Below are 19,365 nucleotides of genomic sequence, written 5' to 3'. Positions count from 1 at the left end.
GTAATCGCTTTAAGAGAGGAGCACGAATGATGACACGATATATCGACGTCAACGATGTTTCAAAACTGGTTCAGGACGTTGGCATGACCCGCGTGCTGAATTCGATGGCGAGCTACATCGAGCAGGACTATCGGCGTTGGCACACGTTCGAGAAAACGGCGCGGCTCGCAAGCCACTCGGCCGACGGCGTCATCGAACTGATGCCGACGTCCGACGCCAAGCTTTACTCGTTCAAATATGTGAACGGACACCCCAAGAACACCAAAGCGGATCTGCTGACCGTGATGGCTTTTGGCGTGCTTGCCGATGTCGACACAGGCTATCCGTTGCTGCTCAGCGAGATGACGCTGACAACGGCGATTCGAACCGCAGCGACATCGGCGCTTTTTGCCCGCTTCCTGGCACGACCGGACTCGCGCTCCATGGCATTGATCGGCAACGGCGCACAGAGCGAATTCCAGGCGATCGCGTTTCACGACATGCTGGGTATCGACGAGATCCGAGTGTTCGATGTCGACCCTGAGGCAACCGACAAGCTCGTTCGCAACCTTGCACACCTGAGGGGGCTTCGGGTCGTTCGCGGTGCTTCCGCGGCCGATGCGGTGCGCGGCGCGGACATCGTAACGACGGTGACAGCAGACAAGACGAACGCGACCATTTTGACGGCGGACATGATCGAGGACGGGATGCATATCAACGCCGTCGGCGGAGATTGTCCCGGCAAAACGGAACTGCACGCAGATGTATTGCGCCGCGCGCGCGTGATCGTTGAGTACGAGCCGCAGACGCGAATCGAGGGCGATATTCAGCAGCTCAGTGCGAAGTTTCCTGTTGTCGAGTTTCATCGTGTGCTGTCTGGCGAGCAGAAAGGCCGCGAATTTCCCTCGCAGGTGACGGTGTTCGACTCGGTCGGCTTTGCGCTCGAAGATTTTTCGGCGCTGCGCTATCTGCATGCCGTCGCGCACGAACGTGACATCGGCATCGAGCTCGATCTCATTCCCGCGCCGCACGATCCGAAAGATCTCTTCGGTCTGGCTGCGGGCGTAAGCCATGTCGACCTTGTGCGGCGGGCCGTGGTCGTGCGGGACGAAACCGTCATTCATCAATAGAAGCGGCAAACAAAGGCAAAAACGAGCGCACAAACCTGTACTCACAAGCGCCCATCAAGGAGACAACACAATGAAGCAAGGTTACCGGAACGGCCTGGTTGCAGCAGCGGTCACGGCTCTTTCATTTGCAGCACAGGCAGATGAGGTCGTGCGTATTGGGCATGTGGCGCCGCTCACCGGCGGGATAGCCCATCTGGGCAAGGATAGTGAGAACGGAGCGCGGCTTGCGGTCGAAGAGATCAACTCCAGCGGCCTGTTAATCGGAGGAAAGCGGGTGACGCTGCAAGTCGATTCTCAGGACGATGCAGGTGACCCACGCACTGCCACCCAGGTTGCGCAGAAGTTGGTCGACGATAAGGCGGTCGGCGTTGTCGGGCACCTGAACTCCGGTACGTCGATTCCCGCATCGCGAATCTACAAAGATGCCGGCATTGTTGAAATCTCGCAGGCCGCAACGAACCCGGCTTACACGCAGCAAGGCTTCAAGACGACATACCGGGTGGTTGCCACGGACGCCCAGCAGGGGCCGGCACTTGCGGCTTACGCAGCGAAAACGCTTGGTGTGAAGAAGGTCGCTATCGTCGACGATTCCACGGCATACGGTCAGGGGCTTGCCAACGAGTTCCGGAAAGCGGCAGAAACGTCAGGCATGACAGTGGTGTCGCGCGACGCTACGAATGACAAGGCAGTCGACTTTCGCGCCATCCTCACGAAAATAAAAGGCGAAAACCCCGATGCGATCCTGTATGGCGGCATGGATGCCACCGGCGGTCCGTTCGCGAGGCAGGCACGGCAATTAGGCGTACGAGCGAAAATACTCGGTGGCGATGGCGTTTGCTCGACCGACGTCGTGAAACTTGCCGGACCCGCGGCCGACAATATCGTGTGTTCGGAGGCCGGCATGGCGCTCGAAAAGATGCCCGGCGGAGCGGCGTTCGCGCGCAAGTACGAAGCGCGCTTTCACCAGCCGCTGCAGGTGTACGCACCATTTTCCTACGACGCCGTGTACATCATCGTCGACGCGATGAAGCGGGCAAACTCCACCGACGCCGCGAAAGTGCTCGCGGTGATGCCGTCGACGGACTACAGGGGCGTGATTGGCGAGACGAGCTTCACGGCGCAAGGCGATCTGAAGCACGGTGCGATTTCGGTGTTCTCGTATAAGGATGGCAAGAAGGTCCTGCTTGACGTAGTGCAGATGTGAAATGGCCTGAATCGGTGCGGGGGGAGGCCACCTGTCAGTTGCTCGCCAACACCCCGTGCCCGCATGACGGCCGCAGCCCAACTCGCCTTGTCGCGCATCGCGCAGCGCGGGCCTTCATGCGGGCCAAGCCCGCATGGCATGACATCTGCAAGGTGCAACGCAAGCGACCGGCCGCTTGACACCTCTGCAACCGTCCTGCCCAAGGAGACATATCATGAACACACTGAACATCCACGATCTCGACAAACTCGCGGAACTCGATCGCGAAGAGATGGCCGAGATTCAAGGCGGCCGAATCAAACTCCCCGGCGGGCACGGCGGCGGTCCGATCCTCACATCCCCCGACGGCGATCCCGTAGGCGTATATGTCGACGGCGTGCTGCAAAACTCCGTGGTCGACGGCTATTACCACGGCTGACAGCAAGGGGCGCGCAATCTTGCGCCCCTTGCATCGACCAACGCCGCGGGGCACGCGCAAGCGCTGCACCATCTTGCGGTCAGGCCTGCACGCCGGGTGAAGTGATACGCGAATGGATTAAGCGGCGAAGGAGATGTGTGACCGACGTCCCGAGAATGAGCAGCATCGCGCCTGCAACGCTGTAGTTGGTGCGCAGCAATACGTCGGCGACGGAAAGCGTCAACGAGGTCAACACCATGTGACCGGCGATGGGTATCGATCGCGGATTCATCATTTCACCTGGTGTTCTTTTCAGCGGGCCTGAAGATTCGGACGGCACCGGCGAGAATGCCCCAGACGACTCAGGCGCGTTACCCGGATCGTCGGGGCGGTGTCGGACGAGCCATTCGCGGTCAGTTTCCGAAGAAGAGGGTGCAGTAGCTTGCGGGGCCGACGCACGACGATGGCGAGGTCCTCGTCACAGGCTGGACACTGCCGGAAGCCGAGGTGCCGTTGGTCGTTGTGCCGCCAACGTCGCTGTTGCCCGCCTGCTGGCTGTCCTGTGCGGCGACTTTCGCTTCAGCAGCCTGAATTTGCTCGGGATACTTCGTATGGTCGCCGTCGCCCATGCGATAGCCGGCCTGTTCGAGGCGGATCAATTCGGCGCGCACCTGCGCGCGGGTGACGGGCGCGGTGCTCTGAGCGAAGCTGACGACCGGGCTGGCAAGTGCACAGCTGGCGATGACAAGGCAACGATGGAGAAGAGCCCGTTTATCGCTGCAATAAGCCATGTTCGCACCGTGTGCGGCACGACGGGGCGCGCGGCTTCGCACGGTTGAATCGGGCCTCCGCAGGAGGGCCGGCCATGAAGGGAAGCGAGAGTGGTGGTGCCGCGCCGACAGCCTCGCCACCAGAGGTCTGAAGCGTACCAACAGTTCGGTGCCCCGCACATGCGCGAAGGCCCTCCACGTATGCCCTGGCACTTCGTCCGCGCGACGAGCCGGCGTGCCGCGGTTCTCGCAGCACGCCGCTCATACCCAGGTGGCGTCAACGTTCACGCAGCGGCACGATGATCAATTCGCGGATGTTCTGGACAACCGCTCTACCCGGTTCTTTAGTGCAACGTTCATCGCTTGCATACTGCCAATAGTGCGTTGAAGAACCTCGTCAGTCAGCGTTCCCGCGAAAATCCCAGTGAACGTTTCACTCTGGATAAAACGCGTTCTGGTGCCCACAGCTTGCAGGACGAACCGGTGTTCTCCGTCAAAGATTCCAGGAAACCAGACGTACCCCTTCCATCGCAGTTCGCGATCAGGTTGGACGGCAAGTATCGTTGGGTGAAAAGTCATCGCGTCCGAGCCAGCGCCTTCAACGAATTCGATGACGTTACCCTCCTTAAGCTGTCCGTTCAGTTGCACGATCTCAGGATTCCACGATGGATAGTTATCGGTGGCGGTGAGAACGTGCCATACATCATGAGGTGGCCTATCGATCAGAACTTCGGCCTCGATGGCGCCATTGTGGTGCATTGCCAGCATCGCGAGCAAACCCACGATACCAATGCCCGCCACGCCGACAATGAAGCGCTTCGCTAGAGTCAAGATGAATTCCTCTATGCGCCTGCAGACACGATCAGCATCATGGGACGTTCCAGTTCCTCCTCCAATTGCGGCAGATGCTCAATCTGCTCGGGTGTCGGAGCAAATTCCTCGACCCTGCGGATTTCAAAGCCCGCGCCGATCAGTGAGTTCAGCGTCGTACCTAAAGTCCTGTGGTATTTCACAACGCCCTTGGCAAACCAGTCCGTCCGGCGTTCACCCTCCACGGAATACCCGTTGATCGGCCAGGTTTTTCGGCCGTCTTCATCGCTGATCCAGTGCGGATGCACCGCCGCCATAAAGATCGGATGCTCGATCGTAAAGACAAAATGTCCGCCGGGAACCAGTGCCTTGCGGATCACACGTACGAGGCGATCAAAATCCTGAACATAGTGAAACGTCAGCGCGCTGTACGCGAGGTCGAAAGCCGCGGCGGGCAGTTCCAGCGTGTCGAGATCGGCGATGCGATACTCAACGGCGGAGTCCGCTGTCTCCGCTCTGGCGCGCGCGATCATATTCTGCGAAAGGTCGAGACCGAGCACCGAGGCCGCGCCTTGCTCGCGCATCCAGCGTGAGACCCAGCCGAATCCACATCCCAGATCGACGACGCGTTTGCCGCTCAGATCGGGCAGCAAGGCCCGGATTGCGTGCCATTCAGGCGCGCCGTCCAGGCCATGCACCTGCCGGGGTAATTGGCTGTACCCCGCGAAGAAATCAGGATTGTCGTAGATGTTCTGTGCCATGTATCTCCCCAGGATCGTGAGGGACGAGGCTCATGATCAAGCCTCGCTCTCACGAACGAAGTGTACGATCACGGCGTCCAGCGATAAACAGTGATGCTGTTGCCCTTCACGTTGTTCTTCGTGACGACGTACTCGCCCGTCGATCGCAGGTAAGCCTTGACGCCGTACATCGAATCCATGGCGCTGCTGGTGTCCACGGTAGCCGGACTGGTGTTGACCAGCGTGGTATCGAGGTTGCCTGTACTGAGATTGAAAACGTCGATGTTCGGCCACGCTGGCCCGCTGATGCCGCTGTACCAGTAGCTGACGAAGAGGTAGTTGCCGGCCGCGTCCATCGACTTGGCGTAGGCGTGGGGCAGGGTGATCACCGGATTGGGTTTGGTGGTGTTGCCGGCGCTCCAGCCGTGATACACCTCGATGCGCGTGCCAATCGCCGTCCAGTCCGTTCCGCCGACGATGCCCTGCGCGAGAATCATGGTGTCGCTGTCCGCGAGGTAGACGATGCGCGTGAGCGGCTGGATGCTAGCGGGAATGGGGATCGGAATGCCGGGGCCCCATGCTGGTTTGCCGGTTCCGTCAAAGCCGGTCAGCGGGTAATGGTAGATGTTACCGGTCTTGTCGAGACCCGCCCACACGCCGCCTTTGCTGTCGATGCTGAATCCATGCGAGACCCGCTGGGTCGTATTGAACGCGGGCCCCGGAATCGATGCATCCGGAATGGCGATATAGCCATTCGCGGCGTTGAAATGGAAAAAGTAAAAGATCGGCGGGTTCTGGCCGGACGCCACGAGAATACGGTTTGCGCCAACGCTGACGAGTTGCCCGAAATGCTCGTCGCGCTGGGTATCGCTCAGGTTGATGCGCGGATCGGCCGGGTAGGCGAATGGATCGACGGTATTCGCAACGAAGGTGCCTCCCGCATTGCCGGTGTAGATGTTGGTGCCGCCGTAGAACAAGGCGCCGTCCGTGGCCGGGTCCGGCGCAGCGACGCCCTCGAAGTTGAGAGACTGCAGCGTCCACCGCAGCCTGCCGGTGGTGTCATAGTCGTGAATGTCGGTGCCGCCGTCGCGGCCGAGGTCCCAACTGCCGCCCCAGGGGTTGTTGAGCACATAGAGGTTGCCGGCGGTGTCCTTGCCGATGCCTGCGACGCGAGTGAAGCGCTTCGCACCGACCTGGCCTTTGATTCCCGTCGTGGTGTCGAGATAACCGCCCTGAACACCGAACGTGCCGGCCAGCGTAGGCGTGCGCGAAAGGGTGTAGCGCTTGATGTTCATGTCGGGGCCCTCGTCCCCGACCATGAGCTGCCCTGACGACGCATCGAAATAGAGCGACGCGGGCCGCGATTCGCTGGACATCCGGATAGTGTTCAGCAGGGCACCCGTCGGACTGAACGCGACGATCGTGCCTTCGCTCTTCTGCGCGACCCAGACGTTGCCTGCGGCATCGAGCGCGAGCGCGCCGGGGCCCGTGACGTTGATGTCCCGTTGCCAGACACCGTCGGTCGTGAAGACCCTGACGCGATTGCCGTAGAAGTCGCTCGCATAAAGGAGCGAGCCCGCCGTGGCGAGTCCGGTAACGACGTCGATACGAGGCTGGTTGTTTAATGCGGTGATCTGAATGACACGATCGCGCGTTTTGGTGGTGCGGTTGTATCGTCCCACCGCACCGCTTCCATACGACTTGCTGTCCTGCAGCGCCACGAAAATCGACGTTGCGTTGCCCGCGATCGCGCTGCCCTGAAAATCGCCATGCGCGCCGATCGAACCGAGGCTCTTGCCGTTCTGGTAGACGGCGACGCCGCCCTCGTACTCGTCCCACATTGATGCCGTATAGATGACGCCTTCGGGCGCGACCCACATCGAACGCGCGGTATTACCTACGTGGGCGGCGAGGGTGCCATACGTGTTCGCCAGCCAGTCGGTGGTGTTTTGCGCCTGAATTGCCGGCGCTATCGTGGCGATCGCCGCGGCGAGGAGCGAAGCATGAATTCGTTTTTTCGCGAGCATGACTGATGTTCTCCTTAATGTAGCGATCATTCGCGTGAATAGCCGGTAAATCGTGCCTCGTCTTCTTTTAAAACGAATTGAGGATTTACGCTAGAGCTTCGCACGGAGCGGATGACGCACATATGAATATACGGAGGACACTCTGCACATAGTGGCTCGCACCGCCAACTATGCTTGCTGCATGTTCAGTCGTCGCGTCGCTTGCTCACATGACTGCCGACCGACTTCTAGTCGACGCTCGAATGCACGGTGAGTGATCCGAGCGTCCGCACACCCGCTTATAGCGACTGCACCTGAACCGGAGCTCCCGGCTTGCCTGCCACTTGCGGCGCGATCACGAGGTAGTGGCGCTTGTCACCGGAGGTGCTCGCACCTGGCGTGACCAGTTGACGAATCTGGCCGAGCGCGTTGACGATTGCCGAGCCCGCCGGATTGGTCATGAAGTTCGCAACAACCTGCAGGTTGCCGGTGCCGTCGGGATTGTCGGCGAGACCAAGAACATAGGACTGCTTCGGTTGAAGGCCGGTCACGGCGGCCTGGAGGACTTGCACGAGTCCCTGATCGAACAGCGCGACAGTCGTAGGGGCATTGCCGGCCGCTGCCGACTCGCCCGATCCCACCGGCACCAGTGCAATGTGGGCGCTCTGGCCGGCCAGACCGAGTGTCTGCAGGTTCTGTGTGCCATCACCTTCCGGCACCGCGTTCGGCACATAGGTGACCGCTTGCGGCGCCTGCCCGATCGGCACGGTTGCGATGACCTTGTTGGTCAGTGTATCGATTGCGGTCATGGCGTCCGCATTCTCGAGGCCGACATAGATGCGGCTGCCATCACCCGACGGCCAGAGTCCATGCGGCAGGTTGCCGACCGCAATGGTCGCGACCTGCGAGAGGTCGTCCGTGCGGAACACCTTGACGACATTCAGGCCGCCGACCGTCACGTAGGCGAACATGCCGTTGGCGTTGTGCACGATGTTCACGTGGTTGGTAATTGGGCCCGTGTCGAGCGTCTTGATCAGCGCGAATGGCGGCTTCGCATCGAACACCTGGACCTTGCCGACGTCCTTGAGCGTGAACCAGACCTGCTTGCCGTCAGGCGTCGCGGCGATGTCCGGACAGAACGGGCTGGCCTGCTTGACCGTGCCGACAATCTTGTGATCGGCCACGGAAACGACCTCGGTCTCCGGGTTGAAGGACGAGCAGACGTAACCATACTTCCCGTCAGGAGAGAAGATCTGCATGCCGGGGCCGGCCGGGACAGTGATGCGTGTTTTCTCCTCATAGGTCGTCCCGTCGAGTACCGCGACGTAGTTTTCGCCGCGCACGGTCACCCAGACTTCTTTACCATCAGGCGTAAAGAAGGCTTCGTGAGGCGAGCGGCCGACGTAGGTGACATGCTTGACGGCGTTCGTCTGCGTATCGATAAATGAAACCGAGTTCGATCCGATGGAGACGACCGCTATCGTGCGATGATCCGGCGAATAACCCATGCCGTGCACGAGCAATTGGCCCTTGTACAGCGGACTGAAATTGCCCGGCGACGGGTCGCCGAGGCGAATCAGGCCGACCAGCTTGTTGTCGGCCGGATCGATCACGGACACCGTATTCGAAAACTGCTCGGCGGCGTACACGCGATCATGGTGGCTTACCGGAATGTCGGCATCGGCCAGCGATCCGGGAGCCTGTCCTGCCCAGGCGAGCTGCGCGGCGGCCAGCGCGGCCGCCGACAAGGCGATGGTGAGAATGGATGTGCGTTTCGTCATTGCTCCTCCTGCGTGTGGTTCGGCATGTTCATTTGCATACCCTGGTGAGATGTCGAGTGAGTCTGGGCGGCCGGCATGGACGCCGGCTTTTGCTGGTCTGGTGCAGGCGCCGAAGGCGGCAACGGCAGCCCGAGCGCGATGCGCATGGCGTTGATTTCCTGCTGTTGTTCGACCACGATCTCTTGCGCGATGCGGCGTAATTGCTCGTTGTGTCCATAGCGCAGTTCAGCCTGCGCCATGTCGATGGCGCCTTGATGGTGAGGCTCCATCATGGCGACGAAGTCTCGGTCGACGTCGCCTGTCGGCTTCACGGACATGCCGTCCATCATCTTTGTCATGGCGGTGTCGTTTTCCGCCAGAAACGGCGCTTCGTCGGGGGCTGCGGATTGCAAACCTGCAGAAAATGCCGGCGAATCGTAGAGAGCGGTGATCGCAAGGGCGATGATGGCGCTCAGGATCGTCCGCGCGGTACGAGGAATGGAGGGGCGCACGATGAGTCTCCTGTTGTGGTTGGCACGTTCACGTTTCTCATTGGGGTGAACCCGCCGCATGCGAAGTTATTCCGGGGACCATGAATTTTTTTCCGGAAGACGCTGCGGCGTCTCAGGCCCACCACAATTCGACGCGATGCGGCATGCCCGCCGGCTGTCTCGGGATAGTCACCCATCAGGCGCGCGGATATGTGCGCTACCGCACAGAAAGAAAGGTCGACGCAATACATACCCAATAGTCTTGCCAGATCAGATAGCCATCCGAGTGCCGACGGCGGACTGCGCACGCGTCCTGGTGGGTGGTTGCTCAAGTCAACTACAGAGGCCCAAAATGAAGCTCAACCGAAAGCTATGTTGTACGGTCAGCGTTATCGGCGCTTTGGCCGGTGTGCTCGTCTTCACATCAGGCGGCGCACATGCGCAAAGCACGCTCACTTTCTATACGCAGGTCGTTGATGGACCGCCTGCCTCACCTGCTTCACTTGGCCCTGCCACCGATGCGGTCAGTAGCGACATTGGAACGCCGGGCGCACGCTACGTCCAGGAATCGAGTTTGTTTTCAGGCTCGACGCTTACCGGAAATTCCGTTGGCAAAGTCAAAGTTGCTTGCACTGAACTCATGACTTTGCTTGACCAGGAGTGCGTCGCAACATTCGTGTTCAATGGAACAGACTCGATCGCGATTGCGGGGTTCTATACAGAAGGTACGCAGCAACCGCCCCAGTGCATCTCTGTAAATTACATTGCGATTACAGGCGGAACGGGTAAATATAGGAATGCGCAAGGGCAAGTCAAGGTCACCCACATACCCGTCTTTCAGCCAGGTGACGATGTGAGTCAGTGTCAACACGAAATACATGATTACCGATACGACATTTCGCTAACCAATCAGAACATGTGACCACTTCGAAGCAGGTGCCGCCAGGTCCAGGCTTACTCAGGAAGGGAAAAACAATGGCAACCGCTCACGCTATCAGGCACGCAGCGAATACGCTGTTTCGCGGTCTTTCTGCGATCGCACTGGCAACTGGACTTGGACTCGCTGTTTCTGCTTGCGGCGGCGACACGCTAACACCTGGCGAGCCGGCATTCGCCACGGCCGCGCGCCCGCAGATCAACGCATTGCTTGCAAACACCATGACGACCGGTGCCGTCGTGTACGTGCAATCGCCGAACGGCGACTGGCTCGAATCGTTCGGATCGGCGGTGCGCGGCACGAACACGCCGATACCGACGACGGCTCACTTTCGCGTTGGCAGCATAACGAAGACGTGGACTGGCACGGTGATTCTGCAACTCGTGCAGGAAGGAAAGCTGAGCCTGAGCGACCCTGTCAGCAAATACATTGCTAATGTGCCTAACGGCAACTTGATCACCATTGAGCAGTTGCTGACCATGCGCAGCGGCCTCTACAACTATTCGACCAGTCTCGCATTCAATCAGACGCTCGATTCGCAGCCAAACAAGGTGTGGACCACCGCGGAATTGCTGAGCATCGGATTTGGTCAGCCCGTGTATTTCGCGCCGGGTGCGGATTTCCGCTACTCAAACACGAATACGGTGTTGCTCGGACTCATCATCGAGCAGCTAACGGGAATGAGTGCCGCGGCTGCAATGCAGGCGCGTCTTTTTGCACCGCTCGGTTTGACCGATACGTTTCTTCCGCCGCAGGACGATACGTCGCTGCCCGCGCCATCGCCACATGCTTACCAGTGGGGCACCAATGTCGAGACGGCCAACAGTGACGTGCTGTCGCCTGAGCTTCAGGCGGCTGCGCAAAGCGGGGCGCTGCAACCCACCGACGTAACCAGTGTGAACACCTCTTGGGCCTGGACTGCCGGCTCGGGCATCTCGACCGCGAAGGAGCTGGCTGCATACGTACAACGGATGGTGGGCGGCGGCTATCTGAACGCCGATCTGCAGGCGCAACGGCTCGCCAGTTGCACGTCGATCCAACCGTCGGACCCGGCGTCCGCCAGCTACTGCCTCGGTCTCGCCAAATTCGGCACGTTCTACGGACACACGGGAGAAATACCTGGTTTCAACACGTTCATGGGCTACGATCCCGCCACGAAAACGACCATCATCACGTGGGCGACGACGGCTTCGGCACCCGACGGCACTCCACCCGCCAACGCCATCGCGCGGATCCTGATGGGAGAACTCAGCAAGGCGTCCGAAGTGCCGAGCGAGGGCAGGCCTTAAGCGCTACACAGTCGACGCTACACAGTCGACATCAACCTGACAATTTCCCGCAACAGATAGTTGGCGGCCGGACCGAGCCGCCGCCCGGCCCGCGTGATCACGTAGCGGTCAAACGTGCGTGCGATGGGATGGTCGATCGGCACGGCCGTGACCTGGCCGGACGCAATCCGCTCCTGGGCCGCGCCGCGCGTCATGAATGCGACGGCGAGGTTCTGCGCTGCGATGGCCGTGGCCGTCGAAAACCGGTCGCAGCGAAATGCCGGCACGTAAGTGCGTCCGATATCGGTCAGGATCGCATTGACGTGGGCCTGCAGCCCGAACTCCGCCGGCATGAAGACCAGACGCTCGTTGGCGAGATCTTCCATCTTCACCGATTTGCGCGACGCCATGGGATGCTTGACCGGGAAAATGGCGCACAAGGGCTCGCTCTGGAACAGGCGAGCGTTGAGCGTCGGATCGGTCGATGCGCCGATGGATACGCAGATATCGACCACGTCCTCGCGGATCATCGAGAGGAGCTGGGGAAGCGAGCCGGTGCGCATCTCCACGACGATGCCGGGGTATTTGTCCAGGAAGGGTTTAAGCACCACCGGGACCAGACTCGTCACAATTCCCTCGCCCATGGCAATCGTAACTTGCCCTCGTTTCAGGCCGCGGTATTCGTCGAGCTGGGCGCGAAACCGGCGGGCATTGCGCTCGCAGTCGCGATAGTAGTCGACCGCCATCTGACCTGCTTCGGTCAACTCCATTTTTCGGCCGCGACGTGTCACCAGCGAAAGCCGCAGCTCGCGTTCGACAAGGGCGACCTGCCGGCTGATCGTAGAAACGTTCACATCCAGGCCAATTGCCGCCGGACGCATCCCGCCGTACTGCGAGATTGCGACCAGGTATTGCAGCGTGCGCTCCGACAGGCTTCGTTCGAATGTGTCCAATGACATCTCCAATGTTGCTTTGCATGCAACATTTTCGCAGGTTGGATGGCAACTTAGGGTCCGGACTTTCGCTGATACTCGGCACCCAGAGATCTGCAGTGGAATGCGGGCATGCCTAAGCCGGCCAGAGTGACTCAAGACTCGAGCGAATTGACGGAGGAGCAAATTGAACGACGCGAAGCACGCAGTTGAAAGTCCGGAGCCCAAAACCCGGTTATCCGGGATGAGCGGCGCAAAGGAGCCGATCAGTCCCTATGTGCTGCTCTTTGTCATGTTGATGCTGGCCGCGATAGCGACATGGGTTGTACCGGCGGGTGCGTTTTCGCGAACCGTCGCCAATGGCGTCAGCCTTGTCGTTCCCGGCAGCCTGAAGCCGGTGGTGCGGCATGGTGTGATGCCGGGCGAGATGTTCGTTGCGCTCGCCAAGGGGATGATCGAATCGGCGCCCATCATCGTCCTCATTCTGTTCACCGGCGGTGCGCTCGCCGTGCTCGAAGCAACGGGCGCCATGCGCAGCGCGCTCGCGATCGTTGCGCATGGAGAAGGGGCGCGCACGCGCGTCACCGTGATTGTGCTTTGCGTCGTCTTTTCGCTGCTTGGCACACTGGGCGTGGTGACGAACTCTGTCGTCGCGTTCGTCCCGCTCGGGCTGCTGCTTGCCGAGTCGATGGGGCTGAGCAAGGAAATGGGCGCGGGCATGATCTACCTCGGCACCTACGCCGGGTTCAATACGGGCATCCTCAACCCGGTGACGACCGGACTGTCACAACGCCTGGCCGGCCTGCCGATGTTTTCCGGCATGGCGTTCCGGATCTGCGTCTACGTGGCATTCGTCGTGGTCACGATCGTTTTTCTCGCCGCGCGAATCCGTGTATGTCGAATCGGCGGCGGCTCGCCATCCGCGTCAGCGCCGGGGCATCAGGCGGTAGCACCGGCGGCGTCCGCGCGAGGACTCGATGGCCGGCAAGTCACGGTTGTCGGCATCGTACTCGTCTGCCTGGCGGTCTTTGTCTATGGCTCGTCGACGCGCAACTGGGCCGAGCCGGAAATGATCGCGATGTTTGTCATCTTGGCGATTGCCTCGGGGATCGTGAGTGGAATTCGGGCGAGCAGGATTGCGGATACGTTTCTTCAGGGCTGCAGCGGCCTCATCAAGGGTGCGCTTATAGTGGGGTTGGCGCGGGCCATCTCGATCGTTCTCAGCAACGGAAAGATCCTGGACACGATCGTCGACATGCTCGCCGGCTTGCTTGCACCGCTTGACTCCACGGCCGCCGCGATCTCCATGTTTCTGAGCGCCGCGCTGATTCACGTCGGCATCTCGTCCGGCTCGGGCGAATCAGCTGTGCTCATCCCCATCTTCGCGCCCCTTGGCGACACGCTGCACCTGACCCGGCAGGTCACGGTACAGGCGGTGCTGCTTGGCGAAGGCTTCATCAACTGCTTCAACCCGACTTCCGGCGTCCTGATGGCTGTGTTGGCTACGGCTGGCATTCCTTACCTCAAGTGGGTGCGGTTCGTCGCGCCTCTGCTGATCGCCTGGTTCGTCATCTGCCTCGTCGCTATTGCAACGGGCATCGCCATTCATTGGGGCCCGTTCTAGTTAGTCGCTTTTTCCTGGATCGATCATGTTATTACCCGACCTCAGTTCCGTCTCTGCCCTGAAGCCGTTCGCCGACGATATGCGCAGGCTCCGCTACACACTGCATGGCTGTCCGGAACTGGCGTTCGACGAGGTGCAGACCGCGGGGATCGTCGCGAGCCGTTTGAAGGAATACGGTTATTCGGTCGAGACCGGCATTGCCGGCACCGGCGTGGCCGGCACACTGCGATTGGGCGCGAGCGAGCGCAGCATCGGGATCCGCGCCGATATGGACGGACTGCCGATCAATGAACTCAACACGTTCAGCCACAAGAGTCTCCATCCGGGCCGGATGCATGCGTGCGGCCACGACGGACATACCGCCATGCTGCTCGGCGCGGCTCGCCACCTAGCGCAATGCCGGCGATTCGATGGCACCGTGCATCTGATTTTCCAGCCGGCGGAGGAGCGAGGCTATGACAGTGGAGCCAAGAGAATGGTGGAGCAAGGGCTCTTCACGCGGTTTCCCTGCAACGCGGTGTTCGCCATGCACAACCATCCGGGCGCGCCGGCGGGCACGTTCATGTTCCGCAAAGGGCACTTCATGGCTGCGGGCGACCGCGTATACGTGAAGATCGTGGGCAAGGGCGGGCACGCAGCCCGCCCTCATCTGGCAAACGATCCGATCGTCGCGGCAAGCAGCATTGTCATGGCCCTGCAGACCATTGTGTCCCGCAATGTCGATCCGACTCAATCCGCGGTGATCACGGTCGGAAAGCTTGCCGGTGGCTCGGCCCCCAACGTGATTCCTGGCGAAGTCGAGTTGAGCATCAGCGTTCGATCATTCGACGCGCAAGTGCGCCAGTTGCTGAAAGAGCGGATCACGAAGCTCGTGCGCGCTCAGGCGGACAGCTATGGGCTCAGCGCAGTCATCGACTATGTGGAGGGCTATCCGGTGGTGACGAACACCGATGCCGAAACCGAACTTGCGATTCAGGTCGCGAAGGAACTGGTTGGCGACGAGCGGGTGACGGAGCAGATGGACCCGTTGATGGGCAGCGAGGACTTTGCGTACATGCTGCAGGCTTGCCCCGGAGCATTCCTGAGGATCGGGAATGGCCCGGTCGACGGTGGGAACACCCTGCACAGCGCGACCTACGACTTCAACGATGAGAACCTGGTCGTCGGCTCCGCATTTTGGGCCAGACTGGTGGAACGCTATCTGCCGATCCAGTGAGCGGTCGATGGCGAACGATCTGATCATCTCGTGCGCTGCCGGAGAACCTCACTTAGCGCGACGAATGGTCGCCGCCGCAAGGCCCGCCCCGGCGAACGCGCACACGGCGGACACGAGTGCAACGGCGCGCAGCGCGTCGGTAATGGCGTCGGCTTCTGCGCGAGCCACGGGTGTTCGAGTCAGTGTGTGGACGCCGCCCGATGCCGCGTCGGTTGGCTTGTCAGGTTCGAGTAACTGTCCTGTCTGACGCGCCGCCTGCGGCACGTGAAGCTGATCGAGCCCCATCGCCAGTGATGCGTGGTGCGCCCACACGAACACGATGCCGAGCACGGCAATGGCAAGCAGGCTCGCCACGCGTGCAACAGAATTGTTGATGCCGGAAGCGACGCCGGCGCGCTCGCCTGGCACCGAGCCCATGACGGTTGTGGTCAATGGCGCGACGGTGATTGTCATGCCGAGCCCGAGCACGGTGAGGGCAGGCAGGAAGCCGGCCCAATAGTCGCCGCGCACGAACGGCAGCGCCAGCATCGCGAACCCGATTCCGGCGACACCCGGTCCCACGGTCAGCAACGCGCGCGAACCATAACGGCTCGTCAAGCCACCCGTGAAGCGCGACAGCACGCCGATGATGACCGGCACCGGCAACAGCGCGGCGCCTGCTTCGGTCGCGGTGTAGCCATGCGCACGGATCAGCGTGAACGGCAGGAAGAAGAACGTACCGCCGAGGGCGAAGTAGAGCAGCAACGTGACGAAATTGGCGCCGGTGAATTCGCGTGAATGGAACACGTCGAGAGGCACCATCGGATTGCGGCTGTTTGCTTCGATCATCACGAACGCGGCCAGCACCAGCACCCCGGTGCCGATCGCACCCAGTACGAGCGGATGACCGAACCCGCGCGCCGACGCGGCCGTCAGCCCGTAGGTGAGGGCGGCCAGTCCCGCCGCCGCGGTCACCGCGCCGAACCAGTCCAGCTGTTGCGGTGCATCCAGTTTGTGGCTGTTGGGCACCGACGACACGGCGAGGGCGATTGTCACCGCGGCAAGCGGCACGTTGAGGAAGAAGATCGCGCGCCAGGAAAACGCGTCGACGAGCCAGCCGCCTGCCACCGGCCCCGCCGCGGACGTAATCGCGGCGGCCGCCGTCCACGTGCCGATTGCCCGTGCGCGTGCTTCCCCTTCGAATACAGCGCCGATGATGGCGAGGCTGCTCGGGACAAGCAGCGCCGCACCGATGCCCTGAACGGCACGCGCGGCGATAAGCGAACCCGCATGCGGCGCAAATCCACATGCGACGGACGCCAGCGTGAAGAGGCCGATGCCCGCGATAAACACCGTGCGCCGGCCCAGCTTGTCGCCCATCGACCCGCCAACCAGCACCAGCGACCCCAGAAAAAGCAGGTATGCGTTGACGACCCATTGCATTGCCGCGACGCTCGCGCCGAGCTTGCTCTGAATGGACGGCAGCGCGACATTGACGACCGAGCCGTCGATAAACGCCATGCTCGAGCCGAGGATCGTCGCGGCCAGTGCGAGCCGCTTGCGCCGGCATGGCCGGTCGACCGCGGTGGGTTGCGTGCTGATGACCAGTTCGTCGCAAGGAGCCGCCTGCGCGGCGACGACGTGCGCGGTGCTTCGACGACTATCGAGAAGATCCTGGCCGGCCACCTTCGCTCCCGTCCTGATCGATCTGGCAGGCACCAATCTTAACTCACGCGTGCCGCCAAAGTCCGCTGCACGGATTTCCAACGTGTTACAGGTTGATGGGCGCGAGTGAGGCGTGAAGATCGCCTTCGGCCGTCGAGTGAGCGATGACCTCATCGGCCATCTGGCAATCTCCGGATTGTCAGGCCGATAGCGCCGCGACGATCTCGCCGGTCGAGACAATGGCGTTCGCGTAGGCCGGCATGTTGAACTGCAGCGAAGCGTCCATCTCGGCGTGACCGAAGCTGCCGATAGCGTCTTTCACCAGCGTGACTTCGTAGCCCAGCTCGGCGGCAAAGCGTACGGTGGACTCGATGCACGTGTTGGCGCGCATGCCGATCACGATGATCTTGCGCACGCCGTGCTTCTTCAGTTGGAAGTCGAGATCCGTGTTGGCGAATCCGCTCGAGAGCCAGTGTTCCTGCGCGACGACTTCGCCGGGACGCGGCTCGAAATCGGGGTGAAAACTTCCGCCCCACGTTCCGTCGGCGAAAACGCGCCCCTTGGCAGCAGCGGCCCCGATGGGCGGTATCGTCTTCCAATGACTGTGCAGATCACATTCACGCCAACGATGGTGAGGGGCGATGAAAACCTGCACGCCGGCCGCACGAGCCGTGGCGAGAACCTGTCGCATATGCTCGACGACGTGGTTCGCTTCAAGCGTCGAGCGGCTGGCTTCGTAGAGCTTGCCGCCCTCCGACAGGAAGTCGTTATAGGGATCGACGATCAACAGTCCCGTCAGCTCGGACTCATAGGTCAGCCCGGACCTCGACTGATTTGCCATATCCAATGCTCCTCCGGTTCGTTGATCTTGTTGCTACAATATTTGAAGTCACCAGGTTTGTAAAGAACAAAACCAGCGATCTCCGACCGGTGCCGATCTTGGATTGCAGCGCGGACAGGTTCACAATGCAGGGCTCTGTGAGAGAGCGATATGAAACAACAAACGACCGGCGAGACGCTTTGTCCCCTCGCTCGCGCGGCTGCAATCATTGCGGACCGCTGGACGATCCTGATTCTGCGCGAGCTGAGAATGGGCAATGACCGCTTTGACGGCATTCATGCACAGACCGGCATGTCGCCCAACTTGCTTACCCAGCGCCTCAAAACCATGGAGGACAACGGGCTCATCGAGCGCCGGCTTTATCAGGAGCGGCCCAAGCGTTACGCGTACTGCGTCACGGACAAGACGCGTGAGCTTGACGGAATGATGCTGACCCTGCGTTTGTGGGGCATGCGGCACTGCGGGCTGGATCCGCAGGCCGAAGGCGCCGTGACGATGAAGCATCGCCGAACCGGCGCGATCATCGGTAGCGATTGGCAGCCCGAGGAAGCGGATCTGCCATTCAACTTCAGTCAGGTCGAAACCCGGGTCAATGCGGCATGGGCTGCCGAACGCGCCGCGCGCGCGGACGCTTTCGCGGCAGGGCGGCGCGTTCAGGTTGCCAACCGCGTGCCGCAAAAAAAACGTGCAGCGGCCTCGTCGAAAACGGCAAGCAAAAAGGGCGCTCCGCGAAAGCGCCATGCCGCATCCGTGAAGGACTGACTTGTTACTTGCCGGCGAAATGGTCGTTCAGACCCGTGAACTGCTTTGAATAACCGTCGTAGCCCTGCTCAGCGGCAAAGCGCAGCGGAAGCACGCGTTTGACGAGCACTTCGCGAACGTCCGGCTGGGTGTCCAGAATCGACATCACTTCGTCGATGAACTCCGCGAGCGGCATCGCATTGGCATCGCTTGCCTGCTGTTCGCCCATCAGTTCCGTCTGAACATACGGCGGGACGATCTCGACGACGTCCACGCCCGTGCCCGCGAACTGATAGCGCAAAGATTCGCTGAACGAATGAATAGCCGCCTTGGTGGCGCTGTACGTAGGTGTGAGCGCGAGTGGCAGGAATGCCAGTCCCGACGAAACGGTCAGCACGGTCGACCTGGCTTGCTTGCGCAGCACCGGCAACAGCGCGGCCGTGAGACGAATCGGCGCGAGCAGATTCGTGGCGATTGTCGCCTCGGCGATGCTGACGTTGATGTCGTTCGTGCGCCAGTCTTCGGGTTGCATGATGCCGGCGTTGTTGATCAGCGCGTTCAACGTCGGATACTCGGCAGCGATCTTTGCCGCGACACGCGCGATGTCTTGCGGGTCCGAGACGTCCAGCACGACAGTCTCGATGCCCGGATTTGCGCGTGCGACGTCTTCCAGTGCGGACGCGCGACGCCCTGCAACGATGACCCGGTTATCGCGACGATGAAATGCTTCCGCCAGCGCGCGCCCGATGCCTGAGCCGCCGCCGGTGATCAGAATGGTGTTTCCGCTAGTCTGCATGACTGTGCTCCTGATTGAGGTTGTGCTAGCGTATGCCAATTACTCTCAATCAGGAAGTAGGCACTGATTTGTGCAGTAC

At 61.1% G+C, this 19,365-nt stretch carries 19 protein-coding genes; 8 read left to right on the top strand and 11 right to left on the bottom strand.

What is annotated here, in order from left to right; all coding sequences use genetic code 11:
- Window positions 1-29 precede the first annotated feature (29 nt).
- From A6V37_RS21865 to A6V37_RS21855, 3 genes are all read left to right on the top strand, one after another.
- Window positions 30-1,109, top strand: a complete 1,080-nt coding sequence (locus tag A6V37_RS21865; protein ID WP_064265510.1) for an ornithine cyclodeaminase — start codon at window positions 30-32, stop codon at window positions 1,107-1,109.
- Window positions 1,110-1,179: 70 nt separating this feature from the next.
- Window positions 1,180-2,313, top strand: a complete 1,134-nt coding sequence (locus A6V37_RS21860; protein ID WP_064265440.1) for a branched-chain amino acid ABC transporter substrate-binding protein — start codon at window positions 1,180-1,182, stop codon at window positions 2,311-2,313.
- A 214-nt stretch (window positions 2,314-2,527) separates the two neighbouring features.
- A complete protein-coding gene (locus A6V37_RS21855; protein WP_064265442.1) occupies window positions 2,528-2,731 on the top strand; it encodes a hypothetical protein in 204 nt (67 codons plus the stop codon).
- A gap of 79 nt (window positions 2,732-2,810) precedes the next feature.
- Here A6V37_RS21855 and A6V37_RS40900 read toward each other — a convergent pair whose 3' ends face one another.
- From A6V37_RS40900 to A6V37_RS21825, 7 genes are all read right to left on the bottom strand, one after another.
- The gene (locus A6V37_RS40900; protein WP_208607892.1) at window positions 2,811-3,002 is read right to left on the bottom strand and encodes a hypothetical protein; all 192 of its coding nucleotides are present in this window, start codon (window positions 3,000-3,002) and stop codon (window positions 2,811-2,813) included.
- A 121-nt stretch (window positions 3,003-3,123) separates the two neighbouring features.
- Window positions 3,124-3,501, bottom strand: a complete 378-nt coding sequence (locus tag A6V37_RS21850) for a DUF4148 domain-containing protein (protein ID WP_064265444.1) — start codon at window positions 3,499-3,501, stop codon at window positions 3,124-3,126.
- A 282-nt stretch (window positions 3,502-3,783) separates the two neighbouring features.
- Window positions 3,784-4,311: an SRPBCC domain-containing protein gene (locus A6V37_RS21845; RefSeq protein WP_082902564.1), complete on the bottom strand. Its 528-nt coding sequence runs from the start codon at window positions 4,309-4,311 to the stop codon at window positions 3,784-3,786.
- A gap of 11 nt (window positions 4,312-4,322) precedes the next feature.
- Entirely contained in the window at window positions 4,323-5,051 is a 729-nt protein-coding gene (locus A6V37_RS21840) for a class I SAM-dependent methyltransferase (protein WP_064265446.1), read from the bottom strand.
- A gap of 68 nt (window positions 5,052-5,119) precedes the next feature.
- Window positions 5,120-7,057, bottom strand: coding sequence for an SMP-30/gluconolactonase/LRE family protein (locus A6V37_RS21835; protein ID WP_064265447.1), 1,938 nt, complete (start codon window positions 7,055-7,057; stop codon window positions 5,120-5,122).
- Between the two features lie 278 nt (window positions 7,058-7,335).
- Window positions 7,336-8,817 carry a YncE family protein gene (locus A6V37_RS21830; protein WP_064265449.1) on the bottom strand — a complete coding sequence of 494 codons (1,482 nt, stop codon included), beginning with the start codon at window positions 8,815-8,817 and terminating at the stop codon, window positions 7,336-7,338.
- The gene (locus tag A6V37_RS21825; protein WP_064265451.1) at window positions 8,814-9,308 is read right to left on the bottom strand and encodes a DUF305 domain-containing protein; all 495 of its coding nucleotides are present in this window, start codon (window positions 9,306-9,308) and stop codon (window positions 8,814-8,816) included. Before A6V37_RS21825 ends, A6V37_RS21830 begins: the two co-directional genes overlap by 4 nt.
- A 331-nt stretch (window positions 9,309-9,639) precedes the next feature.
- Here A6V37_RS21825 and A6V37_RS40895 point away from each other — a divergent pair, with 331 nt between their 5' ends.
- Together A6V37_RS40895 and A6V37_RS21815 are read left to right on the top strand one after the other, a co-directional pair.
- A complete protein-coding gene (locus A6V37_RS40895) occupies window positions 9,640-10,209 on the top strand; it encodes a hypothetical protein (RefSeq protein WP_131799797.1) in 570 nt (189 codons plus the stop codon).
- Between the two features lie 53 nt (window positions 10,210-10,262).
- Window positions 10,263-11,513: a serine hydrolase domain-containing protein gene (locus A6V37_RS21815; RefSeq protein WP_064265455.1), complete on the top strand. Its 1,251-nt coding sequence runs from the start codon at window positions 10,263-10,265 to the stop codon at window positions 11,511-11,513.
- Window positions 11,514-11,530: 17 nt separating this feature from the next.
- Here the strand turns inward: A6V37_RS21815 and A6V37_RS21810 are convergent, their stop codons facing one another.
- On the bottom strand, window positions 11,531-12,451 hold the full coding sequence (locus tag A6V37_RS21810; RefSeq protein WP_064265456.1) for a LysR family transcriptional regulator: 921 nt from the start codon (window positions 12,449-12,451) through the stop codon (window positions 11,531-11,533).
- Between the two features lie 217 nt (window positions 12,452-12,668).
- Between A6V37_RS21810 and A6V37_RS21805 the strand changes: the two genes are divergently transcribed.
- On the top strand, window positions 12,669-14,048 hold the full coding sequence (locus A6V37_RS21805; protein WP_100249329.1) for a YfcC family protein: 1,380 nt from the start codon (window positions 12,669-12,671) through the stop codon (window positions 14,046-14,048).
- A 25-nt stretch (window positions 14,049-14,073) separates the two neighbouring features.
- Window positions 14,074-15,264: a M20 aminoacylase family protein gene (locus tag A6V37_RS21800; RefSeq protein ID WP_064265458.1), complete on the top strand. Its 1,191-nt coding sequence runs from the start codon at window positions 14,074-14,076 to the stop codon at window positions 15,262-15,264.
- 48 nt (window positions 15,265-15,312) lie between these two features.
- On the opposite strand, the gene A6V37_RS21795 is transcribed toward A6V37_RS21800, so the two are convergent.
- Window positions 15,313-16,929 (bottom strand): MFS transporter, encoded by a 1,617-nt coding sequence (locus A6V37_RS21795; protein ID WP_064265459.1) that lies wholly within the window; start codon window positions 16,927-16,929, stop codon window positions 15,313-15,315.
- Between the two features lie 178 nt (window positions 16,930-17,107).
- A complete protein-coding gene (locus tag A6V37_RS21790) occupies window positions 17,108-17,749 on the bottom strand; it encodes a cysteine hydrolase family protein (protein ID WP_064265460.1) in 642 nt (213 codons plus the stop codon).
- A 150-nt stretch (window positions 17,750-17,899) separates the two neighbouring features.
- On the opposite strand from A6V37_RS21790, the gene A6V37_RS42510 reads away from it, so the two are divergent.
- On the top strand, window positions 17,900-18,511 hold the full coding sequence (locus A6V37_RS42510; RefSeq protein ID WP_064265461.1) for a winged helix-turn-helix transcriptional regulator: 612 nt from the start codon (window positions 17,900-17,902) through the stop codon (window positions 18,509-18,511).
- Between the two features lie 4 nt (window positions 18,512-18,515).
- Here the strand turns inward: A6V37_RS42510 and A6V37_RS21780 are convergent, their stop codons facing one another.
- Complete coding sequence (locus tag A6V37_RS21780; RefSeq protein ID WP_064265462.1) at window positions 18,516-19,286, bottom strand: SDR family oxidoreductase; 771 nt, start codon at window positions 19,284-19,286, stop codon at window positions 18,516-18,518.
- Window positions 19,287-19,365 lie beyond the last annotated feature (79 nt).

The organism is Paraburkholderia ginsengiterrae (genome assembly GCF_001645125.1).
In the GTDB taxonomy this organism is placed as follows: Bacteria; Pseudomonadota; Gammaproteobacteria; order Burkholderiales; family Burkholderiaceae; genus Paraburkholderia; species Paraburkholderia ginsengiterrae.
The sequence above is the reverse complement of the archived record's forward strand: the minus strand, read 5'-3'. Positions and strand labels throughout refer to the sequence as shown.

Bases quoted from the DNA above. Each gene is read 5' to 3' on its own strand.
- A6V37_RS21865 (WP_064265510.1), top strand. From the start codon at position 30: ATGACACGATATATCGACGTCAACGATGTTTCAAAACTGGTTCAGGAC.
- A6V37_RS21860 (WP_064265440.1), top strand. From the start codon at position 1,180: ATGAAGCAAGGTTACCGGAACGGCCTGGTTGCAGCAGCGGTCACGGCT.
- A6V37_RS21855 (WP_064265442.1), top strand. From the start codon at position 2,528: ATGAACACACTGAACATCCACGATCTCGACAAACTCGCGGAACTCGAT.
- A6V37_RS40900 (WP_208607892.1), bottom strand. From the start codon at position 3,002: ATGAATCCGCGATCGATACCCATCGCCGGTCACATGGTGTTGACCTCG.
- A6V37_RS21850 (WP_064265444.1), bottom strand. From the start codon at position 3,501: ATGGCTTATTGCAGCGATAAACGGGCTCTTCTCCATCGTTGCCTTGTC.
- A6V37_RS21840 (WP_064265446.1), bottom strand. From the start codon at position 5,051: ATGGCACAGAACATCTACGACAATCCTGATTTCTTCGCGGGGTACAGC.
- A6V37_RS21835 (WP_064265447.1), bottom strand. From the start codon at position 7,057: ATGCTCGCGAAAAAACGAATTCATGCTTCGCTCCTCGCCGCGGCGATC.
- A6V37_RS21830 (WP_064265449.1), bottom strand. From the start codon at position 8,817: ATGACGAAACGCACATCCATTCTCACCATCGCCTTGTCGGCGGCCGCG.
- A6V37_RS40895 (WP_131799797.1), top strand. From the start codon at position 9,640: ATGAAGCTCAACCGAAAGCTATGTTGTACGGTCAGCGTTATCGGCGCT.
- A6V37_RS21815 (WP_064265455.1), top strand. From the start codon at position 10,263: ATGGCAACCGCTCACGCTATCAGGCACGCAGCGAATACGCTGTTTCGC.
- A6V37_RS21810 (WP_064265456.1), bottom strand. From the start codon at position 12,451: ATGTCATTGGACACATTCGAACGAAGCCTGTCGGAGCGCACGCTGCAA.
- A6V37_RS21805 (WP_100249329.1), top strand. From the start codon at position 12,669: ATGAGCGGCGCAAAGGAGCCGATCAGTCCCTATGTGCTGCTCTTTGTC.
- A6V37_RS21800 (WP_064265458.1), top strand. From the start codon at position 14,074: ATGTTATTACCCGACCTCAGTTCCGTCTCTGCCCTGAAGCCGTTCGCC.
- A6V37_RS21790 (WP_064265460.1), bottom strand. From the start codon at position 17,749: ATGGCAAATCAGTCGAGGTCCGGGCTGACCTATGAGTCCGAGCTGACG.
- A6V37_RS42510 (WP_064265461.1), top strand. From the start codon at position 17,900: ATGAAACAACAAACGACCGGCGAGACGCTTTGTCCCCTCGCTCGCGCG.
- A6V37_RS21780 (WP_064265462.1), bottom strand. From the start codon at position 19,286: ATGCAGACTAGCGGAAACACCATTCTGATCACCGGCGGCGGCTCAGGC.